At 58.5% G+C, this 19,633-nt stretch carries 12 protein-coding genes and 1 pseudogene; 6 read left to right on the forward strand and 7 right to left on the reverse strand.

Annotated elements, in window-relative coordinates; all coding sequences use genetic code 11:
- The first annotated feature begins 325 nt into the window (after positions 1-325).
- Positions 326-6,802, forward strand: a complete 6,477-nt coding sequence (locus FNV92_RS28095; protein WP_143843679.1) for a type I polyketide synthase — start codon at positions 326-328, stop codon at positions 6,800-6,802.
- On the opposite strand, the gene FNV92_RS28100 is transcribed toward FNV92_RS28095, so the two are convergent.
- A complete protein-coding gene (locus FNV92_RS28100; RefSeq protein WP_143843678.1) occupies positions 6,766-7,998 on the reverse strand; it encodes a hypothetical protein in 1,233 nt (410 codons plus the stop codon). The genes FNV92_RS28095 and FNV92_RS28100 overlap by 37 nt on opposite strands.
- A 581-nt stretch (positions 7,999-8,579) precedes the next feature.
- On the opposite strand from FNV92_RS28100, the gene FNV92_RS34655 reads away from it, so the two are divergent.
- Together FNV92_RS34655 and FNV92_RS28105 are read left to right on the forward strand one after the other, a co-directional pair.
- A complete protein-coding gene (locus tag FNV92_RS34655) occupies positions 8,580-8,756 on the forward strand; it encodes a hypothetical protein (protein WP_416377735.1) in 177 nt (58 codons plus the stop codon).
- A 353-nt stretch (positions 8,757-9,109) separates the two neighbouring features.
- Positions 9,110-9,418 carry a hypothetical protein gene (locus tag FNV92_RS28105; protein WP_143843677.1) on the forward strand — a complete coding sequence of 103 codons (309 nt, stop codon included), beginning with the start codon at positions 9,110-9,112 and terminating at the stop codon, positions 9,416-9,418.
- A 1,110-nt stretch (positions 9,419-10,528) separates the two neighbouring features.
- On the opposite strand, the gene FNV92_RS28110 is transcribed toward FNV92_RS28105, so the two are convergent.
- A complete protein-coding gene (locus FNV92_RS28110; RefSeq protein ID WP_143843676.1) occupies positions 10,529-11,845 on the reverse strand; it encodes a UDP-glucose dehydrogenase family protein in 1,317 nt (438 codons plus the stop codon).
- Positions 11,846-11,991: 146 nt separating this feature from the next.
- On the reverse strand, positions 11,992-12,273 hold the full coding sequence (locus FNV92_RS28115; RefSeq protein ID WP_244623837.1) for a Rossmann-fold NAD(P)-binding domain-containing protein: 282 nt from the start codon (positions 12,271-12,273) through the stop codon (positions 11,992-11,994).
- Between the two features lie 11 nt (positions 12,274-12,284).
- On the opposite strand from FNV92_RS28115, the gene FNV92_RS28120 reads away from it, so the two are divergent.
- Positions 12,285-12,461, forward strand: coding sequence for a hypothetical protein (locus FNV92_RS28120; RefSeq protein WP_244623836.1), 177 nt, complete (start codon positions 12,285-12,287; stop codon positions 12,459-12,461).
- On the opposite strand, the pseudogene FNV92_RS28125 reads toward FNV92_RS28120, so the two are convergent.
- Positions 12,392-12,652: pseudogene (locus FNV92_RS28125) on the reverse strand (capsular biosynthesis protein CpsI); the annotation flags it as partial. The gene FNV92_RS28120 and the pseudogene FNV92_RS28125 overlap by 70 nt on opposite strands.
- A gap of 1,012 nt (positions 12,653-13,664) precedes the next feature.
- On the opposite strand from FNV92_RS28125, the gene FNV92_RS28130 reads away from it, so the two are divergent.
- Complete coding sequence (locus FNV92_RS28130) at positions 13,665-15,104, forward strand: lipopolysaccharide biosynthesis protein (protein WP_143843675.1); 1,440 nt, start codon at positions 13,665-13,667, stop codon at positions 15,102-15,104.
- 87 nt (positions 15,105-15,191) lie between these two features.
- On the opposite strand, the gene FNV92_RS28135 is transcribed toward FNV92_RS28130, so the two are convergent.
- Entirely contained in the window at positions 15,192-16,268 is a 1,077-nt protein-coding gene (locus tag FNV92_RS28135) for an acyltransferase family protein (RefSeq protein ID WP_143843674.1), read from the reverse strand.
- Positions 16,269-16,500: 232 nt separating this feature from the next.
- On the opposite strand from FNV92_RS28135, the gene FNV92_RS28140 reads away from it, so the two are divergent.
- Positions 16,501-17,499 carry a glycosyltransferase family 2 protein gene (locus tag FNV92_RS28140; protein ID WP_143843673.1) on the forward strand — a complete coding sequence of 333 codons (999 nt, stop codon included), beginning with the start codon at positions 16,501-16,503 and terminating at the stop codon, positions 17,497-17,499.
- A gap of 74 nt (positions 17,500-17,573) precedes the next feature.
- Here the strand turns inward: FNV92_RS28140 and FNV92_RS28145 are convergent, their stop codons facing one another.
- Both FNV92_RS28145 and glf read right to left on the reverse strand, forming a co-directional pair.
- Positions 17,574-18,530, reverse strand: coding sequence for a glycosyltransferase (locus FNV92_RS28145; protein WP_143843672.1), 957 nt, complete (start codon positions 18,528-18,530; stop codon positions 17,574-17,576).
- Positions 18,527-19,624 carry a UDP-galactopyranose mutase gene (gene glf / locus FNV92_RS28150; RefSeq protein WP_143843671.1) on the reverse strand — a complete coding sequence of 366 codons (1,098 nt, stop codon included), beginning with the start codon at positions 19,622-19,624 and terminating at the stop codon, positions 18,527-18,529. The genes FNV92_RS28145 and glf overlap by 4 nt, the downstream gene beginning before the upstream one ends.
- Positions 19,625-19,633: the final 9 nt, after the last annotated feature.

Genomic DNA, 19,633 nt, shown 5'->3' on the forward strand with positions numbered 1-19,633 from the left:
CGTCAGCGGGGTATATTAATTGCCAGAAATAACATTAAATCAGCCCCAATATATCCATTATAGCCGACATGGCCGCAAGCAATTAAAACGAGCTTGATTTACGGTCCGTACGCCGGGGGCAAAAACGTCGTCGGCGAATTTACCTTACTTTCCGCCGTTTGAAAAAATATCGAGTTTATTAATCGCGTCCCATGGACGGAGTGTGACAAATGCATAACGATTGCAACCGGCCGGCATTGCATGGCACCTCGCCAGTCAATCCGTATTTCATCTTAAACTATTCAAACATTTGCAGCTGATTTAAGCCCCCTTCGGAGCGAGCCCAGTGCATGATCAAGTGATGTCAGCTGGAGGCAAAAGCGACAGCGAAGTGTCTTCAATCGCGATCATTGGCATGGCCGGACGATTCCCCGGCGCACCCAGCGTGACAAAATTCTGGGAGAACATTCGCGAGAGTCGTGAAAGCGTTCGTGTCTTCACCGAGCAGGAGCTACTTGCCGTCGGCGAGCGCCCCGAAGTGCTGCGCGATCCGTCCTACGTCAAGGCGTGCGGCTATCTAGATGGCATCGATCAATTTGATGCATCATTTTTCGGCATCTCCCCCCGCGACGCCGCCGTGTTCGACCCGCAGCATCGCCTTTTTCTAGAATGCTCATCTGAAGCTTTCGAGGATGCTGGCTATGTCGGCGGAAAGATCGGCGGCCCGGTCGCCGTCTTTGCCGCATCAGGCGCAAGCGAATATTTTAGCTACAACCTCACGACCAATGAAGAGATCCTGCGCTCAATCGGCGCCTGGCTACTGCGACACACCGGCAACGATCCGAATTTCCTCGCAACGCGTGTATCTTACGAACTCGACCTGGTCGGTCCGAGCATGAATGTGCAAACGGCCTGCTCTTCATCGCTCGTTGCGGTTCATCTCGCCTGCCAAAGTCTGCTCAACGGCGAATGCGACGTGGCGCTGGCCGGCGCCTCCACCATTTACCCAGAGCAGAAAGGCTACTTGTACAGGCCGGGAGAAATCCTCTCTCCCGACGGACACTGTCGTCCATTCGATGCCCAGGCCGGCGGCACGGTAATGGCATCCGCCGTCGGCTGTGTCGTTCTCAAACGGCTCTCGGATGCCCTGCGCGATGAGGACTGTATCCGTGCGGTGATCCGCGGCTCAGCAATCAACAATGATGGCTCTGACAAGGTGGGATACCTTGCCCCCAGCATCAGCGGGCAGGCTCGGGTCATTTCCGAGGCGCTTGATCTCGCCGGTGTCGCGCCCGAAGAGGTGTCCTATATTGAGGCGCACGGCACAGGCACGATGATCGGCGACCCTATCGAGATCACGGCGCTAGTACAGGCTTTCGGCCCCAACGTCCAACGCCAGTCATGCGCGATCGGTTCGGTCAAATCCAACATCGGCCATGCCGGCGAGGCCGCAGGCATGTGCAGCCTGATCAAGACCGTTTGCGCGCTCGAGCAGCGCGAATTGCCGGCAACGCTGCACTATCAAACGCCCAATCCGCAGGCCGGTTTTTCCGACTCGCCATTCTTCGTCAACGCCAGCCTGCGGCCGTGGCCGGCGGCTCCTGGCCGGACGCGGATTGCAGGTGTCACGAGCCTCGGCGCGGGCGGCACCAACGCCCACCTCATCCTGGAAGAGGCCCCGCCCAGGCCACTGCACACGCCTAGGGATGCCGGACCGCAATTGCTTCTTGTGTCGTCGCGAACCAACGCGGCCCTCGACGCTGCGACCCGGAATCTGGCCAACCATCTGCGGACGAACCCGAGACAGCCGCTCGATGAGGTCGCATTCACGCTGATGGCCGGTCGCGAGGCCTTCGAGGTTCGTCGCTCTTTGGTGGCGCGCGACGCGGCCTCGGCGGCAGATCAATTGGAGGCCTGCGATCCGCAGCGCGTCTTCACGGGTAAGGCCGCGCGCGAACACACTTCGACGGTATTCCTCTTCCCCGGCGGTGGAGCACAATACGCCGGCATGAGCGCCGAGCTCTATGAGAAGGAACCGGTTTTCCGCGACGCATTGGATGCCTGCCTTGCGGTCGTTCAACCCCGCCTCACTGTCGATCTGCGCAGCTTGATGTTTCCACCTCCCGAGGCTGTGGCCGTGGCGGACAAGCAGCTGGAGGCTCCCTCTCTGGCGCTTCCTGCACTGTTGGCCGTCGAGTACGCCCTGGCGATGCTGCTGCGATCATGGGGCCTGATCCCCGCTGCTCTGATCGGCCACAGCGCCGGCGAGTACGCCGCCGCCTGTGCGTCGGGCGTGCTCACGATGCCGGATGCGATGGCGCTGGTTGCGCTGCGCGGTAAGTTATTCGAGACGCTACCTCGCGGCGCGATGCTGTCGGTCGCATTATCCGAGGAGCAGGTACGGTCGCGACTTGGAAACGACCTTTCGCTGGCTGCTGTGAACGGACCTTCGCTTTGCGTCGCATCAGGCCCGATAGACGCGATCACGCAGCTTGAGGCCGAGCTTGCTGCGGAGCAGATCGAACATACTCGCATTCACATCAACGTCGCCGCACACTCATCGATGCTTGAGCCGGTCCTGTCGGAGTTCGAGCGCTTCTGCCGAACTATTCGGTTCCAGAAGCCGGCGATCCCGTTCGTTTCGAACTTGACAGGGACCTGGATCACCGACGCCGAAGCGATGGACCCGGCCTATTGGGTCCGTCATCTGCGAAACACTGTTCGGTTCGACCAGGGCGCCCGGATGGTGCTGGGGAGCGGCAGTCGAGCGCTGTTGGAAGTCGGACCTGGCCGCACGCTTGCCAGCCTTTGCAGGCAGCAGCCCAGCAAAGCCGCGGTGGTTACGACCTCGCTACGTCATCCCAACGAAGCGGCGTCGGACGTTGCCTTCCTGAAGGAGGCGATAGGCCGACTCTGGGTCGCCGGCATCGAGATCGATCCCTCCAGTTTCTTCGCGCGGACTTCACAACGCCGAGTGCCGCTGCCAACCTATCCCTTCGAAAGGCAGCGGTACTGGATCGATAAGGGCGTACAGGCCCCACACAGCACCTCGCTGACGCGGCAGCCCGATCTGGGCCGATGGTTCTCGGCGCCCTCGTTCGTGCGTTCCGCGCCCTCCGCGCAGCTTCCGGAAGAAGAGCTTCGCAAGCCGTGGCTTGTTATCACCGACAATTCACCGCTGGCTACCGCAATCGTCAAACGCCTGCGCGCATCCGGCGCACGGGTTGCCACGGTCACAGCCGCGCCCCAGTTTGCAGAGCGCGGCGCACTCAGCTTCACGATCGATCCAGAAAGCGCCGCCGATTACTCCAGACTGCTAGAGCGGCTAAGAAGGCTGGACGCGCTGCCGGGGCATATTGTCCACCTCTGGGCACTCGCTCCAAGGCCAATGCGTTTCTTCGGGTCGTCCGCTGATGGCGACCTTGCTGCTTGGGACAACGGTGCGGTTCGCAATTTCTACAGCCTGCTGTTTTTGGCGCAAGCCTTGACCTTCGAGGTCGATCAGATCCGGCTGACTGCGATCGGAACTGCAATCGAGGCGCTTCCCGGCGAGCACGAGCTACATCCCGAAAAGTCCACCTTGTGGGGCGTCTGCCGCGTGTTGCCCCGCGAGATGCCAGGCGCATCATGTTCGGTCGTCGACGTGGTCATGCCGCGGGCCAGATCCAACGAGGAAGCGCTCCTGGCCGATCGCCTGGTCGACGAGCTCTACGGCAGCAAGCGCGATCCACTTGTGATCCTGCGCGACGGTGGGCGATGGGTGCAGCGTTTCGATCGGCTGGTGCTGGATCCCGCACCGGGCGCGCGCACTTGGCTGCGGCCCAGCGGGGTTTACCTCGTCACCGGCGGACTGGGCGGCATAGGTCTCGAACTGATGCAGCATCTGGCGCTGCACGCCAAAGCCCGTCTTGTGTGCGTCGGCAGGTCGGCGATGCCCGAGGAATCGGCGTGGGAGCGCTGGGTCCAAGACCATGGCGCGAACGACAGCACCTCGCGGAAAATCGAGAAGATATGGGCATTGCGGGCGCTCGGCGCCGAGGTGATGCTGGCCGCCGCCGACGTCACCGACCGGATTGCGATGGCCGATGTGGTCACCCAGGCAACGCGACGCTTCGGCCGTATCAACGGTGTCTTCCATTGCGCGGGCGTCCTCAAAGATCAATTGATCGCGCTTCGCTCGCCCGAGACCCAATCGGCCGTGCTTTCGGTCAAGGCCAAGGGTGCCCTGGTCCTGCAATCACTGTTCCGCGATGGCGACTTGGATGTCCTGATCAATTTCTCTTCGGTTAGTTCGATTCTCGGACTGGCCGGACAGGTCGACTATACAGCCGCCAACGCTGTTCTGGACGCGGTGGCGAAGGCCCGCACGGCTCGGGGCAGCCGTACACGTATCGTCAGCATTAATTGGAATGCCTGGAAAGAGGTAGGCATGCTTGCGACCTTGGTCCGCGAGCGTCACGGCACGACTGGTGGCGATCTCGCCTGCGCCGGCTCTCTCCTTGGCGACTGCGTCCGTGACGATGTCGAGCAGACAGTGTTTCATTCCTTGCTGCATCCCAAAACACATTGGCCGTTGGGAGAGCATGTCGTTAGGAACGCCCAAGCGGTCATTCCAGGTACAGGCTTCCTGGAGCTTGCTCGCGCGGCGCTTGCCTACCGGCCCGAAAACCGGCCCATCGATATTAGCGACCTCATCTTCCTCCAGCCTTGCGCCGTCGGGCCTAGCGAGGTGCGCACGCTCAATATCAGATTGAATCGCGCAGGCGATCATAGCCTCGTAATCTACGGCGAGTCCGACGAGCAGCCATACGTCACGGCGCGTGTCGCCTATGCCGATCCCCCATCGGCTCCAAGGCACTCCCTATCAACAATTCGCGGACGCTGCCGCGAGCATGTCGAGGTAATAAACGGACGGTTGGTCCAGAACTTCATGGATTTCGGCCCGCGCTGGGCTAACCTCCGGGCGATCAATCTCGGCGAGGGCGAAGCGCTGATCGATCTCGCGTTGCCGGCCGCCTTCGCCTCCGATCTTGCAACCTATGCGCTGCACCCGGCGCTGCTCGATATGGCGACCGGTGCAGCCCAAAAGCTAATCCCGGGATTTGCAAGCGATGATGATTTCTACGTGCCATTCTCTTATGGCCGCGTGCTGGTGAGGCAACCGGTGCCGGCGACGTTCTCCAGTCATGTGCGTCTGCAGGCCGCGGACGGCAAAAGCGCAATCTTCGATGTCACCCTGCTCGACGAAAACGGCAACGAACTGGTCTCGATCGAACGGTTCACCATGCGCCGGGTCAAGGCATTTGCTGCCATACCGGCCTCCCCCAAGCCATCACGGCCGGATGGCCCCGAGACAGCCGAGGAAAGCTTCCTGCGCGAGGGTATGACCACTGCGGAAGGTCTTGAAGCGCTTGATCGCATTCTCGCCTACGACCTCTCGCCGCAGATCGCCGCCTCCACCCTCGACCTCGACCTCTGGCTCGACCGGTTGGACCACGGCGGCCGCGGAACACCGGCGGAGGAGGCCAATTGGTCCATTGGAACTCCGGGCCTCGTGCGCCCCGGTGGCGATGTCGGCTTTAGAGCCCCCCGAGATGCAATCGAGCGCGACCTGGCGTCTATCTGGCAGGACATGCTCGGCGTTCAGCGGGTCTCGATTGAAGATGACTTCTTTGAACTGGGCGGGCAGTCGCTGATCGCGATGCGGCTTTTCAACCGGATTCGCAAAGAGCATGGAGTCGAACTGCCACTTTCGGTGCTGTTCCAAGCGCCGACCATTGCTGCGACCGCGGCGCTGTTGCGTGAGGCCAAGGGCTTGGCCGCGATCGATCGTTCAGCAGATAGTACCAGTGTGCTCCCGCAGCGGAGCGGCCAGGACCTGCCCTTGTCCCATGTCGCGTCGGCGACCATCGATCTTGAGGCCCCCGAAGCTCGGCCAACACAGGATATACATTCCGAGGGGCTTCCGACAGTGCCTCGATCATTGGTCGAAATCGCGCGCGGTGGCGATCGGACGCCGTTGTTTTGCGTTCATGGCGCCGGAGGCAATGTTCTTAATTTTCGCGACCTGTCCTGGGGACTTCACCATGACCAACCGTTCTTCGCGCTGCAGGCCCGTGGCGTCGATGGCAAGTGCAGCCCGCATAAGTCGATTGAGGAAATGGCCCGCGCCTATATTGCGGAGATCCGCGAGTTGCGTCCACACGGTCCCTACCTGTTAGCCGGCTACTCGGGTGGCGGTGTCGTTGCTTTCGAGATGGCGCAACAACTGACAGCCTTAGGTGAAGAAGTTCCGCTCCTTGTATTCTTTGACACTTTCCACCCTCAGATGCCGGTGCGAACGGTCTCGTTGGACCGGATGCTCCTACGTTTGCGCAACGAAGGCCTCGGCTACATCAAAGAGATCGTCCGCAAAAGACGCGAGCATGCTCATGTGGCGCGCGAGCGGTTACAAATCAGGTTGTACGTCCGCGGAAACAAGCCCGTTCCACACGCGCTGCGAGACCGTCAGCTTACCGACAATTTTGGCCATGCCGCAGCGTGCTACCGACCTCAGCCATGGCATGGAAAAGCGATTCTCTTCCGGGCCGAGAATGTCCCTTACATCTATGGCGGCGGAGGGCCCTACTACGGATGGGACAGCGTGATCACAGGTGGATTGAAGACGGTCATGATTCCCGGCAATCATGACACGTTGCTGCTTGGCGCCAACGCGAAGGTGTTGATGGGTCCATTGAACGAAGCCCTCGACAAGGCAGACCCGCTGATGGCATGCGCCAAAACGCTTCATTCGTCCTCGAGCGAAGCAAAGGGATTTTCGTGATCGCGCGCATTAGCGTAGTCCCGCCGGCAAGAATAAGTTTTGACCAAGCGCTTGAGCGTGGCGAGCATCGGCATACCGTTGCCGTACCGAAAGGCTGCATAGGCCGGACAGATTTGCTTCTGCATCAGAGCTCGGCAAGCTGCCATATCTCGACCCGCGACGGCATTCGCCCGCTTGCCGTAGGAGACGGCAAATTGCCATGCCAACGCTTGAAGGTGCCGACCTGTCGCCTGCGATAATCCTGTCGGGATTACCGCGCCGTCAGGACGGTCGCCGAACAGGACCACATAGTTCACCAGCCCGATGAAGTAGCGGCCGAAATCGCTCATGTGCACATTGTCTGAAAACAGCAGGCGCACGCGCCCAGCGGGAGAAGCGCTCGCAACGCCTGGCACGCTGCCTTCCCACAGCGCAGCAGCGAGCTCGGCTAGAGCACTTCCACCTGGCAGCAGGCGAACGCGCGGCGCATCGCCGCGCGGTTGCAGCTCCAGATTCGCGCGACTGGCGATGCATTCCCACATCGGCGAGACCGCCCGCTCGTAGTCGATCCAGCGTAGCGGTACTTCGAGATTCACAGGAAGCCAGGATTGATAAAGGAACACCTCCGCCTCGGGATTGCCCGCTAAAAGGTGTTTCGCCATGTCGGTCAGATAGAAAACTGTCCGCTCCTTGCGCGCGACGGCGGGCAGATCGTGACGCTCGGTGACGACGAGGACGTCGTAGGTATCGCCCGGTGCGAGTCGCCGCGGCTGGCGCAACTCTTCGGCGACATCCAGTCCAGCGCCTTCGCGGTTCTGACCGGATCGATAGCCCGGCCAGTCGGAAGCCGAAGGCACCTCCCCTTTTGTACGCTGACGCAACAGCGAGTAACCCAGGACTTGCGTCTCGAAATCAAGTTGATAGCCCAGTGAGCCCGCAATCTGCGCGACAACCTCCGGAACCCCCTCGCTGAGGCTGTGGCCCGAGTAGAAGGCCCGGACGTGATTCCTGCTTGGCCATGACGACATGTCCGCCACATCACACGTTTGCTCGCTCATCACTATGCCTTCCTCGTTATTCAAGATGATCGACGCCGCAATCATCGCAAGCCAGCAGACATATCCGCGCCTAACCACCCCTGTTGCTAAGTTATAACAAATGCTGCTGTTCTGCGAACTGGCCGTGCTCACCCACTCATAGCGGATGTGACGCGCCAAGACGTGCTGCGGCAGCTCGTGGGTCTTGCCCGGGTGCCGTATCTTGCCAATGTTGCCGGCGACCTACCTCTACCATCGGCGGCACCGCTTTATTCGCAAGCTTCACTTCGCGTCGGTACTACAATCGGCGCCACCGAGTTGACGGAGGACTTTCTTGACGACCCAAAACCGAGCCACGGGCAGGCTGATATATCTTTTGCTCCCCTTCGGCGAAGTCGCCTCTCGCATATCGACGTCTGCTCGGGTGGCGCGTCCAGGCTGCACTTGGCTCGACTCTCTTACCCCTCAGATGATGCCGCAAGGCAAGACCGTGTTCGTTGCCCGTCGCGCCCTCGCGTCAGACTTACTCAAGAAGCCTAATAACGATGGTCTATACGCCACAGAGGTTCTGAGCTAATCGGCGAGCGTGATGATGGATACTTGGTAGCGTGGGAATTCTACTAATGACTGATGTCAAAGGCCCTGACGCGATCGCCCGATTTCGCGATCTAGATACTGCACGGGGCGGCGGAATGCTCCTTGTCGTAGTTGGACACATGCCTCAGTTCGCCGCGGCGAAGTTCTAGATCTACCTATTTCACATGCCGCTATTTTTTATCGTGAGTGGCATTTTGTTCAAACCACGCTCCCCGTGGTCATATTCGATGGGTCGCACCAGATCGTTGATGCTCCCGTATTTGGTTTTCTTTGCTGTGGTACTGCTATTCGACAACGCTCGTTCAGGTGAGCGGCGTTGCTCCATCATTGAATTTGGCTGACCCACGTCAGATCATCCTTCGTTTTTTTATGGAGGTCCAAGTCTCTACGGGGCATACGCTGCGTTCTGGTTTGTTGGCTGCCTATGGATTTCGTTAGTCGTGCTGAATTCTATAGGTAGTATCTGGAAACCCACCAGCTGGTCAGCAGCGATAATAATTGTTGGATTTATTGCGATTGCGATGATCGAGCATCCGGGACTACTGTCTCCACAGGGAATCGCCAGCGTTCCAATTGCCGTTGTGTTTTTGTGGAGTGGACGCGTTTTGGCGGAGCAACGACATCGGAGGCATTTGATCTCGCTATTTGTGCGATTTTATCAATTCTTAGTCTGCCATTCGTTGGCGCATTCGACATGAAGATGTCCGCGGTGGGTAACTTGGCTAACATCGTTGCTGCGTTTTCTCTGAGCGCTTGCTGGTTGGGCGTGAGCTACCACCTCGATAGAGTGGCCTATGTGGGGTACGCACTTGCCGCTATTGGGCGCGCATCCATCACGATCATGTTCTTACACGCATTGTTCCTTGTTCATGGAGCGGCCCTTATAGGAAATCGGTATTTGCTTGCGATTGTCGCATTGATTGCTCCTGTGTGCGTTCATTGGCTCTTGGAAAGCAACGTCATCATCAGCAAGTATGTTTTTGGACGCAGCTTTGTCGTATGAGCGAGCGCCATTCCCTCACAGACGAAAGACCAACCTCGCGAATTGTTGCGAGTGCTTTTTTGGGATTTCCTGCGCTGCTCGTATTGGCTAATTTCACGCTCGGGCTACCGGCCGCAAACTTCATCGTCAGGCTCCCAGAGTCTGGAGCGATCTCGTGTTGATGAGGTCAAAAGGGATAAGGCAATTACCCTGAGTGACAAATTCGCAATCGTAGGATCGAGATAGATTTAGAAGCGGCATTCCAGTTCTGGGGAGAAGCAGCGGCGACGGAGTGATGATGACAGCTCAGCAAACTTGCCTCCCTAAAATCCAGTAAGCAGAACGTGACCACTGATGATTCGGCGGAAGCACGAATAGCGCTGGCTCTAAGAGCCCGGATCGCGCTGACCTGCTCGGATGCAGTCAGAAGAAGATAGCGGCAGTGGCGGTCAAACCGTGCTCGGGCCAATCGACGATGGGTGAGAGGCGGCGGCATGACGAGTTCCATTTTCGGGAGTACACCAGTCATCGGACACGCCGATCTGCCGTACTAACAGCTCCAAACGACGGAGACGATCTGCCGTTGCGTCGATACCGTGGAGCCGAATCGAGACATTATGGGCCCAGAAATATGAGTTCTCCGACAATTCGATGGCTCTCGGGCCAAGATGTCGGCAACTTCTGGGACCGCTAGGCTAACGGGCAGAAGGAACTCGCGAGATCTAGATTGAAGACGTATGCCCCGGAAGATGCCAAGGAGGCAGTTGTCAACGGAATGATGCCAAAGTAATTCCTCGGAGTGTGCTTAAGACAGTCCAGTTAGCGGACTGACGCAATCGCGGCGGCGTTGGCTGGGCCACAAACCGCACTTACCAAACCCGACATCAGGCATCGCGCACAAGCTGCTTTAACACTACCGGCAAAGCCTCCGGCCGAATCACGTGAAACTCGCGCGCCCCATGATTTCTGGTCGTAGAGTTCTAATTTACGGCGGCTTTGTGCCGGAATATATCATCAACAGCTGCGCAACCATGGAGTATGACAAACCTTATTGGTCTAGCGTACATAGCACCGATCCAAGGCAATGGCGTGCGCTAAGCGCAACTGAGCTTTTTGATGCGCGTTTGGCGCTCAGCGGCGTGCGCTCCTGCGCCCGACGCTCTCGTAGACGAAGCCAGCCGCAGCCATCTCTTCGGGGCGGTAGATGTTGCGGAGATCGACGACGACGGGTTGAGCCATGGTCGCCTTCAAGCGGTCGAGATCGAGCGCGCGGAACTGGACCCACTCGGTGACAATGACGATCGCGTCGGCGCCCTGCGCGCAGGAATAGGCATCCTCGCAATAGGTAATGCTGGGGAGTTCACCCTTGGCCTGCTCCATGCCGACGGGGTCGAACGCCCTGACCTTCGCGCCCATGTCGATCAGGCCGGTGACGAGCGGGATCGACGGCGCATCGCGCATGTCGTCGGTGTCGGGCTTGAAGGTGAGGCCGAGCACGGCGATGGTCTTGCCGCGCAAGCTACCGCCGAGCGCCTGGCTGACCTTGCGCGCCATCGCGCGCTTGCGGTTCTCGTTGACCGCCAGCACCGATTCGACGATGCGCAAGGAGACGTCGTAGTCCTGCGCGATCTTGATCAGCGCCTTGGTGTCCTTCGGGAAGCACGAGCCGCCGAAGCCCGGACCGGCGTGCAGGAACTTGGTGCCGATGCGGTTGTCCAGGCCAATGCCGCGTGCGACCTCCTGGACGTTGGCGCCGACTTTCTCGGAGAGGTCCGCGATCTCGTTGATGAAAGTGATCTTGGTCGCAAGGAACGCGTTCGCGGCGTATTTGATCATCTCGGCAGTACGGCGCTCCGTGAACATCAGCGGCGCCTGGTTCAGCGACAGCGGGCGATAGATGTCGCCCATCACCTTGCGGCCGCGCTCGTCGGAGGTGCCGACCACGACGCGGTCGGGAAACTTGAAGTCGCGGATCGCAGCGCCTTCGCGCAGGAACTCAGGGTTGGAGGCGACGACGACGTCGGCCTTGGGATTGGTCTCGCGGATGATGCGCTCGACCTCGTCGCCGGTGCCGACCGGCACGGTCGATTTCGTCACCACCACGGTGAATCCGGACAGCGACTGCGCGATCTCTTTCGCCGCGGCGTAGACATAGGACAGATCGGCGTGACCATCGCCGCGGCGCGAGGGCGTACCGACCGCGATGAATACGGCGTCGGCATCCGCCACCGGCTTCGACAGGTCGGTGGTGAAGTCCAGGCGCTTGGCCTTGACGTTGGTCGCGACCAGCTCGTCGAGGCCGGGCTCGTAGATCGGGATCTCGCCGCGATGAAGCGCCGCGATCTTCTTCTCGTCCTTGTCGACGCAGGTGACGTCGTGACCGAAATCCGCAAAGCAGGCTCCGGACACCAGTCCCACATAACCCGTTCCGATCATCGCGATGCGCATGAAAAACTCTTTCCGTTGAAGGCGGATGTTCCACCGAACACCCTAGACGATTTCTCTATTCGACCGCGCGCCCAACTTTAGGGCAGATTGCTGCGTGACCAAAGGCAGACGAGCCAGACGGCATGCAAGTGCCGCCGATCACGCGATCAGACGCCTTGGTACTTTCGATACCATTCGACGAGGTGGCCGAGCCCATCCGACGTCGAAGGCGAGAAACCAACGTCGCGCTGGAGCGCGGAAATGTCCGCGCGCGTCTCCAGGACGTCGCTGGCCTGCATTGGCAGCAGCCTGCGAATCGCGGGCTTGCCGAGGATCTTCTCCACTTTTTCGACGAACTCCATCAGATTGACCGAGCGATTGTCGCCGATATTGTAGACGCGATACGCGTAACTCGACGAATTTTCCGGCTGCAAGGCGTTCCACGCCATTAATTAAACTCTTGATCGGCTCGCTGGCGAAGATCGCGCGCGTGAACGGGCAGGCGGCCATGCTGGCATTGGGATCGTCGATCGACGCGCAGACGCCAGGCCGCGCCGCCCGATGCACGACCCGGTCGATCGCGACCTCGTCGAAAACGCGCGTCGCCCGGGCGAAGTCTGCAAGATCGATCTCGTAGAAGCTGAACCCAGGACGGCGCTCGAGAGTTGCGAGGCATACAAGTCTCGGTGTGAGATCGCAATACGGCGTGATTGCGTCGATACCAATGACCTGCACGCAAGGCACCGACAGCCGTTCGCAAACTTGCATTCCGAAAAAGCCGGCAGCACTGGTAACGATCACAGGCCCCAAAGTTGTCATCTCGTTCATTCCGCAAAGCAATGCCAGACCAGGACATGAGAGGTAAAGTTTGAACGGTTGCGACAATCATCAAATCAGGCAACTCATGCAAGCGTATCGAAAGGTGTTTGCCCAAGAAAGGGCCCATGGGGCCTCGCTTATCCGCGCAAGTCCTCAAGATGATGGAACTCTGACGCAGCGCGCTCGGGTGCGATGTGAGAGCGTTGCCGAGACATGGGTTCTATGCAGAAGGCGCAAACCTAACTACAAAACGTGCCCTGCACGGTCTGCGGCGAACTACGCGTTGGGCGACTTGCCGCAGCATTCTCTTGCCTCTCTGCCGCCGCCTGCTTTCCACGTTGCTAGGTGTCGAAACGGCCTCGCCAATCTCCGTGCCGATACCGGTCTCGTCGACGCCCTTGCCACGCCGTTCGACACGGCGGCCGACAGGCGCCAAGGACAGCTCGACCAGCGCGCGCACCGAGCGCGTGTCGCCCTTGGTGAGCACGAAATCGTCGAGCTTGTCACCTGGCCCTGAAGTTGTCGCGAGCAGCTCGTCGAGAGCGACCCCCGTAGGGTGGAGTCTCGCCGCGACGGAGCGTCACGATCTTCTCGTCGTCGACGCGGGTGACGCTGTGGGCCGAAGTCCGCAAAGCGGGCCCTGGATGCCGATCCCACACCGATCGTCGAATTCCGTATGAATACTCTTTCCGCTGAAGACGGTTGTTCGACACCTAGCCACTGCAGATGATAGGCGTTGCGGACGCCTCTCAGACTGTGGTGGGCGTCGTCGAGCCGCGAGGTATCGAATCCCGCCCTGCGCAGTACCGACGACCGCGTGGACAACGCGGACGAATTCAACACTCGATGACGCACTCGGGAACTCCCAATCGCTCCTTCAGCAGACGCTACAGTCAGCGACCGGGCGAACACGAACTTCATTTGACGAGCCCATGCAACATCGATAACCGTATGAAATGCTGCGGCAAACCGCATAAGCGCCGCTATCGCTGATTGTATTTGGCAGCCTCGGAAGAACACTTTGCTCAAATCGCCGAACGACAAAACGATAGGTGCCGTCCTTTGGAGCATGGGCGGAACCGCGGGGCAGACAGTTTTCCAGCTCGCGATTTTCGTAGCACTCGCCAGGACGCTGACACCCGAGATTTTTGGTATTGTCGCCATTGCGACCGCGATGATCGACATCCTCAATCTCATCGGTCGAGGCGGATTGGTCGAAGTTGTCGTTCAGCGGCAGACTGTCAGCGAACGAACACTTAACGCCACATTCTTTGCCAGTGTCATCCTCGGATTATTGATGACCGCCAGCATGATATTCTCATCCAAGTATGTTTCGTACGCCTTCGGTATCAGCGATCTCTATGAAGTCGTATTGATCCTCGCCCCGACTTGCCTTCTATTTTCGGCCGGCGCCGTTTATGAAGCAAAATTGCGAAGGGACTACCAGTTCAAGCAACTCGCCGTACGCAATGTCACCGCCACGCTCGTGAGCGGGAGCGTGGCGCTTGTGATGGCGCTGACCGGCTTTGGCATCTACGCTCTCATTGCGCAGCGCTTGATATCCACGGCCTGGGGCCTGATGGCAATGGTGGTTGCGGCGAGATGGATGCCCAGACTCGATCTCGAATTCGATGACATCGTCAAACAACTCAAAGATGGATTCTCGATATCGATCTCCGCGCTGCTCGGCGCAGGAAACCAGCGTCTGATTGACCTCATCATTGGATACTTTCTAGGTGCGACGGCGCTTGGCTATCTCAGAATAGCCTGGCGCATTCTCGATCTCCTGAACGAACTTGTGGTGCGCCCCTTCGCCAACGTCACGCTGACGACGCTTGCCAGGACCAAGCAAGACGGCGGCGACCTCGCGAAGGCATACGTCTCCACCATCCGCTATGGCGCGATATTCATCATTCCCGTCTTCATCGGATGCGCGGCGATATCCGTCGAACTCGTGGAGATCATGTTCGGACCGCAATGGAATCAAAGCGCCAAGCTTCTGTCATACTTGGCGCTGGTCGGCTTTCTTGTTCCGCTCATATGGTTCAAGAGCAATATATTGATTGCGAGCGGGCAGTTTCGGCACGTGATCATCGTCAACTCCGTCGAATTTCTCCTGAGCGTTGTCGTCGTGGCCATTTTCTCGCCTTTCGGCCTTGTCAGCGCAGCGATTGGCAACGTCGTACGAACCGCGATCGCCACGCCGTTCATATTGATCTACCTGCAAAGGCTACTCGGCGTTTCGATCTGGGAAACCATCCGGGTCACGCTTCCCCCGACCACCGCGTCCGTTGCCATGTTCTCGGCGATCCTCGGCCTTGGCGTCGCCTTTCAAGCTCCAAAACTGATCTACGTCGGACTCATATTCAAAGTCTTTGCAGGCGCGATGATTTACGCCATCGTCATGCTCCTCCTCGATAGGACCATCCTGACGGACATAAAGCGCTTTGTAAGACGCTAGCGGAAGCTTCCGACAAGAATGCGCAGACGACGGACATGTCGTCGCATCAGGATCTAGCGCGCCAGGAAGCCGGACTTTCCCGGGCTTCTAAGGTCGAGAACGAGCCTCGACCTTTGAAGTCATGAAACCCCTGAACCGCGCCAATAAATACTTGCGCGCCGGCTCGTCAAACCATCGGCTCACGACGACAGCCACCACAATGGAGGCGACGAAAGCAAAAGCAATGATCCCGCTCATGGCGAACACGCCTAGTGCAGCTTTCGTTCCCACGCTGGTGAGACCCAAGCATATGGGACGATGAATGCCATAGATCGGATACGATATCTCTCCGACAAACGTCATGAAGCGGAGAGACGTATTGCCCGCAACGGCGGTGATTCCAAAAAGCGTCAAGAGCGGACAGGCGACAATAACGACCGCAAGATCGAACCACACATTGTGCCACTCAGGGACGGCCAGAATAATCGTCAAGACGCCCAATATGTAAACTGAGTTCACGGCGGGCAGGCGTATGCCCTTGCTGTAAAGCTCGAAGACCCAAAGCCCCGCGCCGAACCCCAGGCACACTCGCAAGAGCCCCCAGTAAAACTGATCCCACCCTCCTCCAACTTCAAAGTCGGGCAACAGAGGGAAGAAAATCAGTGCCGCAATGACGGATGCCAGGAAAAATACCCAAGCGGGAATTCGGCGCAGGAAGAGGGCCCAGGCGAAATTGATCAAGATCTCGTAGAAGATCGACCAGAACGGCGAATTAAGAGGATAGATCGCGCCGCCAACTTTGCTTTCAAAACCCAGATATGGAATCAGGAAAATATTCAAACTGAACGCGGAAATCACGTCACGGATGGCAAAAGGCTGGTTGCGAAATACCAGCGAAACGACGCCGGTATACAAAAGACCGAGAACCATGCCGATTGCGATGATCGGATACAGCCTGATCATTCGAAGCGCCACGAACTCCCAGAACCCAAGCCCTTGCTCGAAGCGCTTCTTGAATGCGTAAGCAATAACGAAACCGCTGAGACAGAAGAAAAAGTCAACGGCAAGATATCCGTGGGAAAAGAGCAACGGCATTTTTGCCCATAGCCCAAGATGGAAAAATACGACGGCCAGTGCAGCAACGCCGCGCAGCCCATCCAAGGTGCGAATATGCGCGCTGCTCATACTCCGGTACTTCCTGTTTTCCCTGATGGTGGGAACACTTATTGCAAGTGCGAACAAGCGGGTCAAGCTTCGCAGAAACCCAACCGCGGCACACGTCGCTTGAAGCGCTCCGAGCGGATTGCATCACGATCGGGCGAGCGGAATCTCCTGTTCCACCGCCATTGCGATCTGGTTGAACAGATTGAACTTCAATGCGATAGATCGGCGCACTGCAAAGCTCGTAGGTATCTGTATGGCCGGCGTCGACTCCACACCATTGGCTTCCATCGTCATTCCTGCATACAACGCCGCCGATTGCATACAGCGTGCCTTGAAGTCGATTGACGACCAAAGCGAGAAGAACCTCGAGATCATCGTCGTCGACGACTGCTCAACGGATGAAACCGTATCGATCGTGGAGCGGGCAGCTCAGCTCGATGTTCGGATACGTCTCATAACGTCGCCCCAGAATGGCGGCCCATCGACGGCGCGGAACCTTGGTTTTTCTGCTGCGCGTGGCGAATGGATACTTATCCTCGACGCGGACGATGCCTACCGCGGAGATCGCGTATCGACCTTGATCCGCCTCGCGACCGAGCACAAGCTCGACATGATCTGCGATAACATCGTCTATCATGACATCCGCGCCGGCAAGGACGTCAGGCCGGCAACCGTGCCGTTCGAAACAGAACTCACGCCGTTGACACTGGAGCTATTTCTGAAGAATAGCCTCTACCTTCCGCCGATCTTTAGCCGATCACGCAGACAACTCACTCAATTCGCGCTGTTGAAGTTTTGTTTCCGCAGATCATTCGTCGAACAGGCCAACTTACGTTACGACAAGGAATATCGCGACAATGAGGACTTCATATTCTATTCCGAATGTCTCATTGCCGGGGCCAGGGCTGCATTCTACAACTCACCAATGTACGTCTACACCCAGGGTTTTGGCGAAATCTCCCGCGAAAATTCCGACTTGGCAAGAACGCCTCGAGACCGTTCGCTGATCGTCAAGGCGGTCAACGAGCTCATCCTGAGGCGAGGCAATTCCCTGAAGCCAGGCGAGCTCCGGCTGCTGCACAGGCGCGCGAGAGAAGCGCAAGGAATGCAGGCGTTCGAGCGCGCCATGGGCGAACTCAGGAAGCGGCACTTCATGGGAGCGACGCGGAGCCTGCTGAGCAAACGCACTGCTGTTCAGTTTTTTACCAATGAGCTTATCGTTCTTGCAGCCAGAAGACTGCGGGGACGTTGACCAAATTTGATCCCGGCCACCTCACAACTGCATCAGCCCAAGCGAGCCCGACGCAACCCAACCGAGATCGCAAGTCACTTGGCAGGAGCGGGAGAGAAATCGGTCGACTTCGCAATGTCCGGGACGAATGAATCGGTTCGCTGAACCCGCACCGTTTCAGGAAAGTAAACCAGCCCCGTAAACGCGGATTTCAGGACAATCCACGACCGAGCGACGTCGCGGACAGAGATCAGCTCGAGCGCAAATTGCTTGGCGATGAACTTCACGCAGTTCAGGACGCCTTCGTACTGCCGCATGATATAGACGTAGTTCCGGATAAATATCGCCAGCCTGCCGTTGTCGGCCACGTATTGAACATTCGCAACGCCGAGAAGCGATTTTTGCGATTTCTTGTTCTTGGGATGACGGTGCAACGCATGGGTGGCTGTCCCCACCGCAAATCCAGCGCGCTTGGCACGCTGTAGAAAATCCACCTCGTCGCCCCAGATAAAGAACCCGCGGGACGGATATCCGATCTTGCCGAAAACCTTCGCGCTGACCAGCGTCCCGTTGAAGGGACTGGCAGACCCCTGAATGACCGGACCGGCCGCTTGCGCCTGCTGGACGCTCTGAATCCCGGGAAAATTTTCAAGCGGGAACGCGAGATCATTGTCACCCTTGATGTCGGCAACCAGAGAGTTCACCACCCCCATCTCGCTCCCGACGGCCATGATCTCGGCGAGCGCCGTTGCAGCGGGCACGCCGTCGTCGTCCATCAACCAGAGCCAGTCGAATCCCTCCTGCATGCCCAATCTGGTTCCGAACGAAAAGCCGCCGGCGCCGCCCAGATTTTTCTCCAGCCGTCGGTAGAGCACTGGGATCGCGGCCTCTCGGGAGAATCGAGAGACAGTGTCCTCCGTCGAATCCGTGCTGGCGTTATCGACCACGTAGATCGCATCCAGGCGCCTAGTCTGCTCATTCAGGGCGCGGAGACAGCCGAGAAGAAGCTCCGAGCGATTGAAGGTGACGACGACAGCGGCGATCCGGGTCATTTTTCGCCTGTCAGCTCATCAGCGACCACGAGCGCAGCTCCGACGACTTGATCCATATTGTAGTAGCGGTATTGCGCGAGCCGGCCGACGAACGTGACGCCCTGCTCGGTATCCGCCATCGCCTTGTACTCCTGGAACTTGGCTTCGTTTTCCGGCCGCGGGATTGGATAGAACGGGTCGCCGTCGGCCTGCGGATATTCCCTGACGATCGACGTTCCGGGATGGCTCTGGCCCGTCAGGTGCTTGAATTCGGTAATCCGGGTAAACTGCTCGTCGTTGGGGTAGTTGACGGTGCCGACCTTTTGAAGGCGCTCCGTTGTGGGCAAGTGCTCATGCTCGAAGCGAAGGGAACGGTAGGGAAGACGACCGAGCCGGTAGTCGAAATAGGCATCGAGCGGCCCCGTATATATCACATGTGAGAAGTCGCCCTTACGCTTCAACTCGAGCCCGTCAGTGTCCAGACGAACCTCGATATTCGGGTTTGCCAGCATCTTCTTGAACATGGACGTGTAGCCGTCCGCGGGCATGAACTGCATGGTGTCGCCGAAATAGCGATCGTCATCGTTCGACCGGGTAGGAATGCGCGCGGCTACTCCTGCGGACAATTGCGAAAGATCCAGACCCCACTGCTTCAGTGTGTAGCCGCGAAAGAACTTTTCACAGAGATCGTGCCCGACGCTCGACAGCACCACGTCCTCGCTCGTCGCGACGCGGTCCAATTTGACCCGAACGTTCTCGATGTAAGCCTTCGCATCGGCCTCGCTGAGATCGAGATCGTACAATTTGTTGATGGTGGTTCGATTGATGGGTATCGGCAGCTCAGCACCATTCACCCTCGCCAACACTCGATGCTCGTAGAAGCGCCAGTGAGTGAATTGACTAAGGTACTCGAAAATGCGCTTCGAGTTGGTGTGGAAGATGTGCGGTCCGTATGGATGGATCAGGATGCCATTCGAGTCGTATTCATCGTAGGCATTGCCGGCAATGTGAGGCCGCTTGTCTGCTATCAGAACACGGTTGCCGCACGCTGCGAGGCGTTCCGCGCACACGGCTCCGGCAAATCCCGCACCGATGATTAGGTAGTGACCGCTCATACGCCTCTC

The organism is Bradyrhizobium cosmicum, assembly GCF_007290395.2.
GTDB lineage: Bacteria > Pseudomonadota > Alphaproteobacteria > Rhizobiales > Xanthobacteraceae > Bradyrhizobium > Bradyrhizobium cosmicum.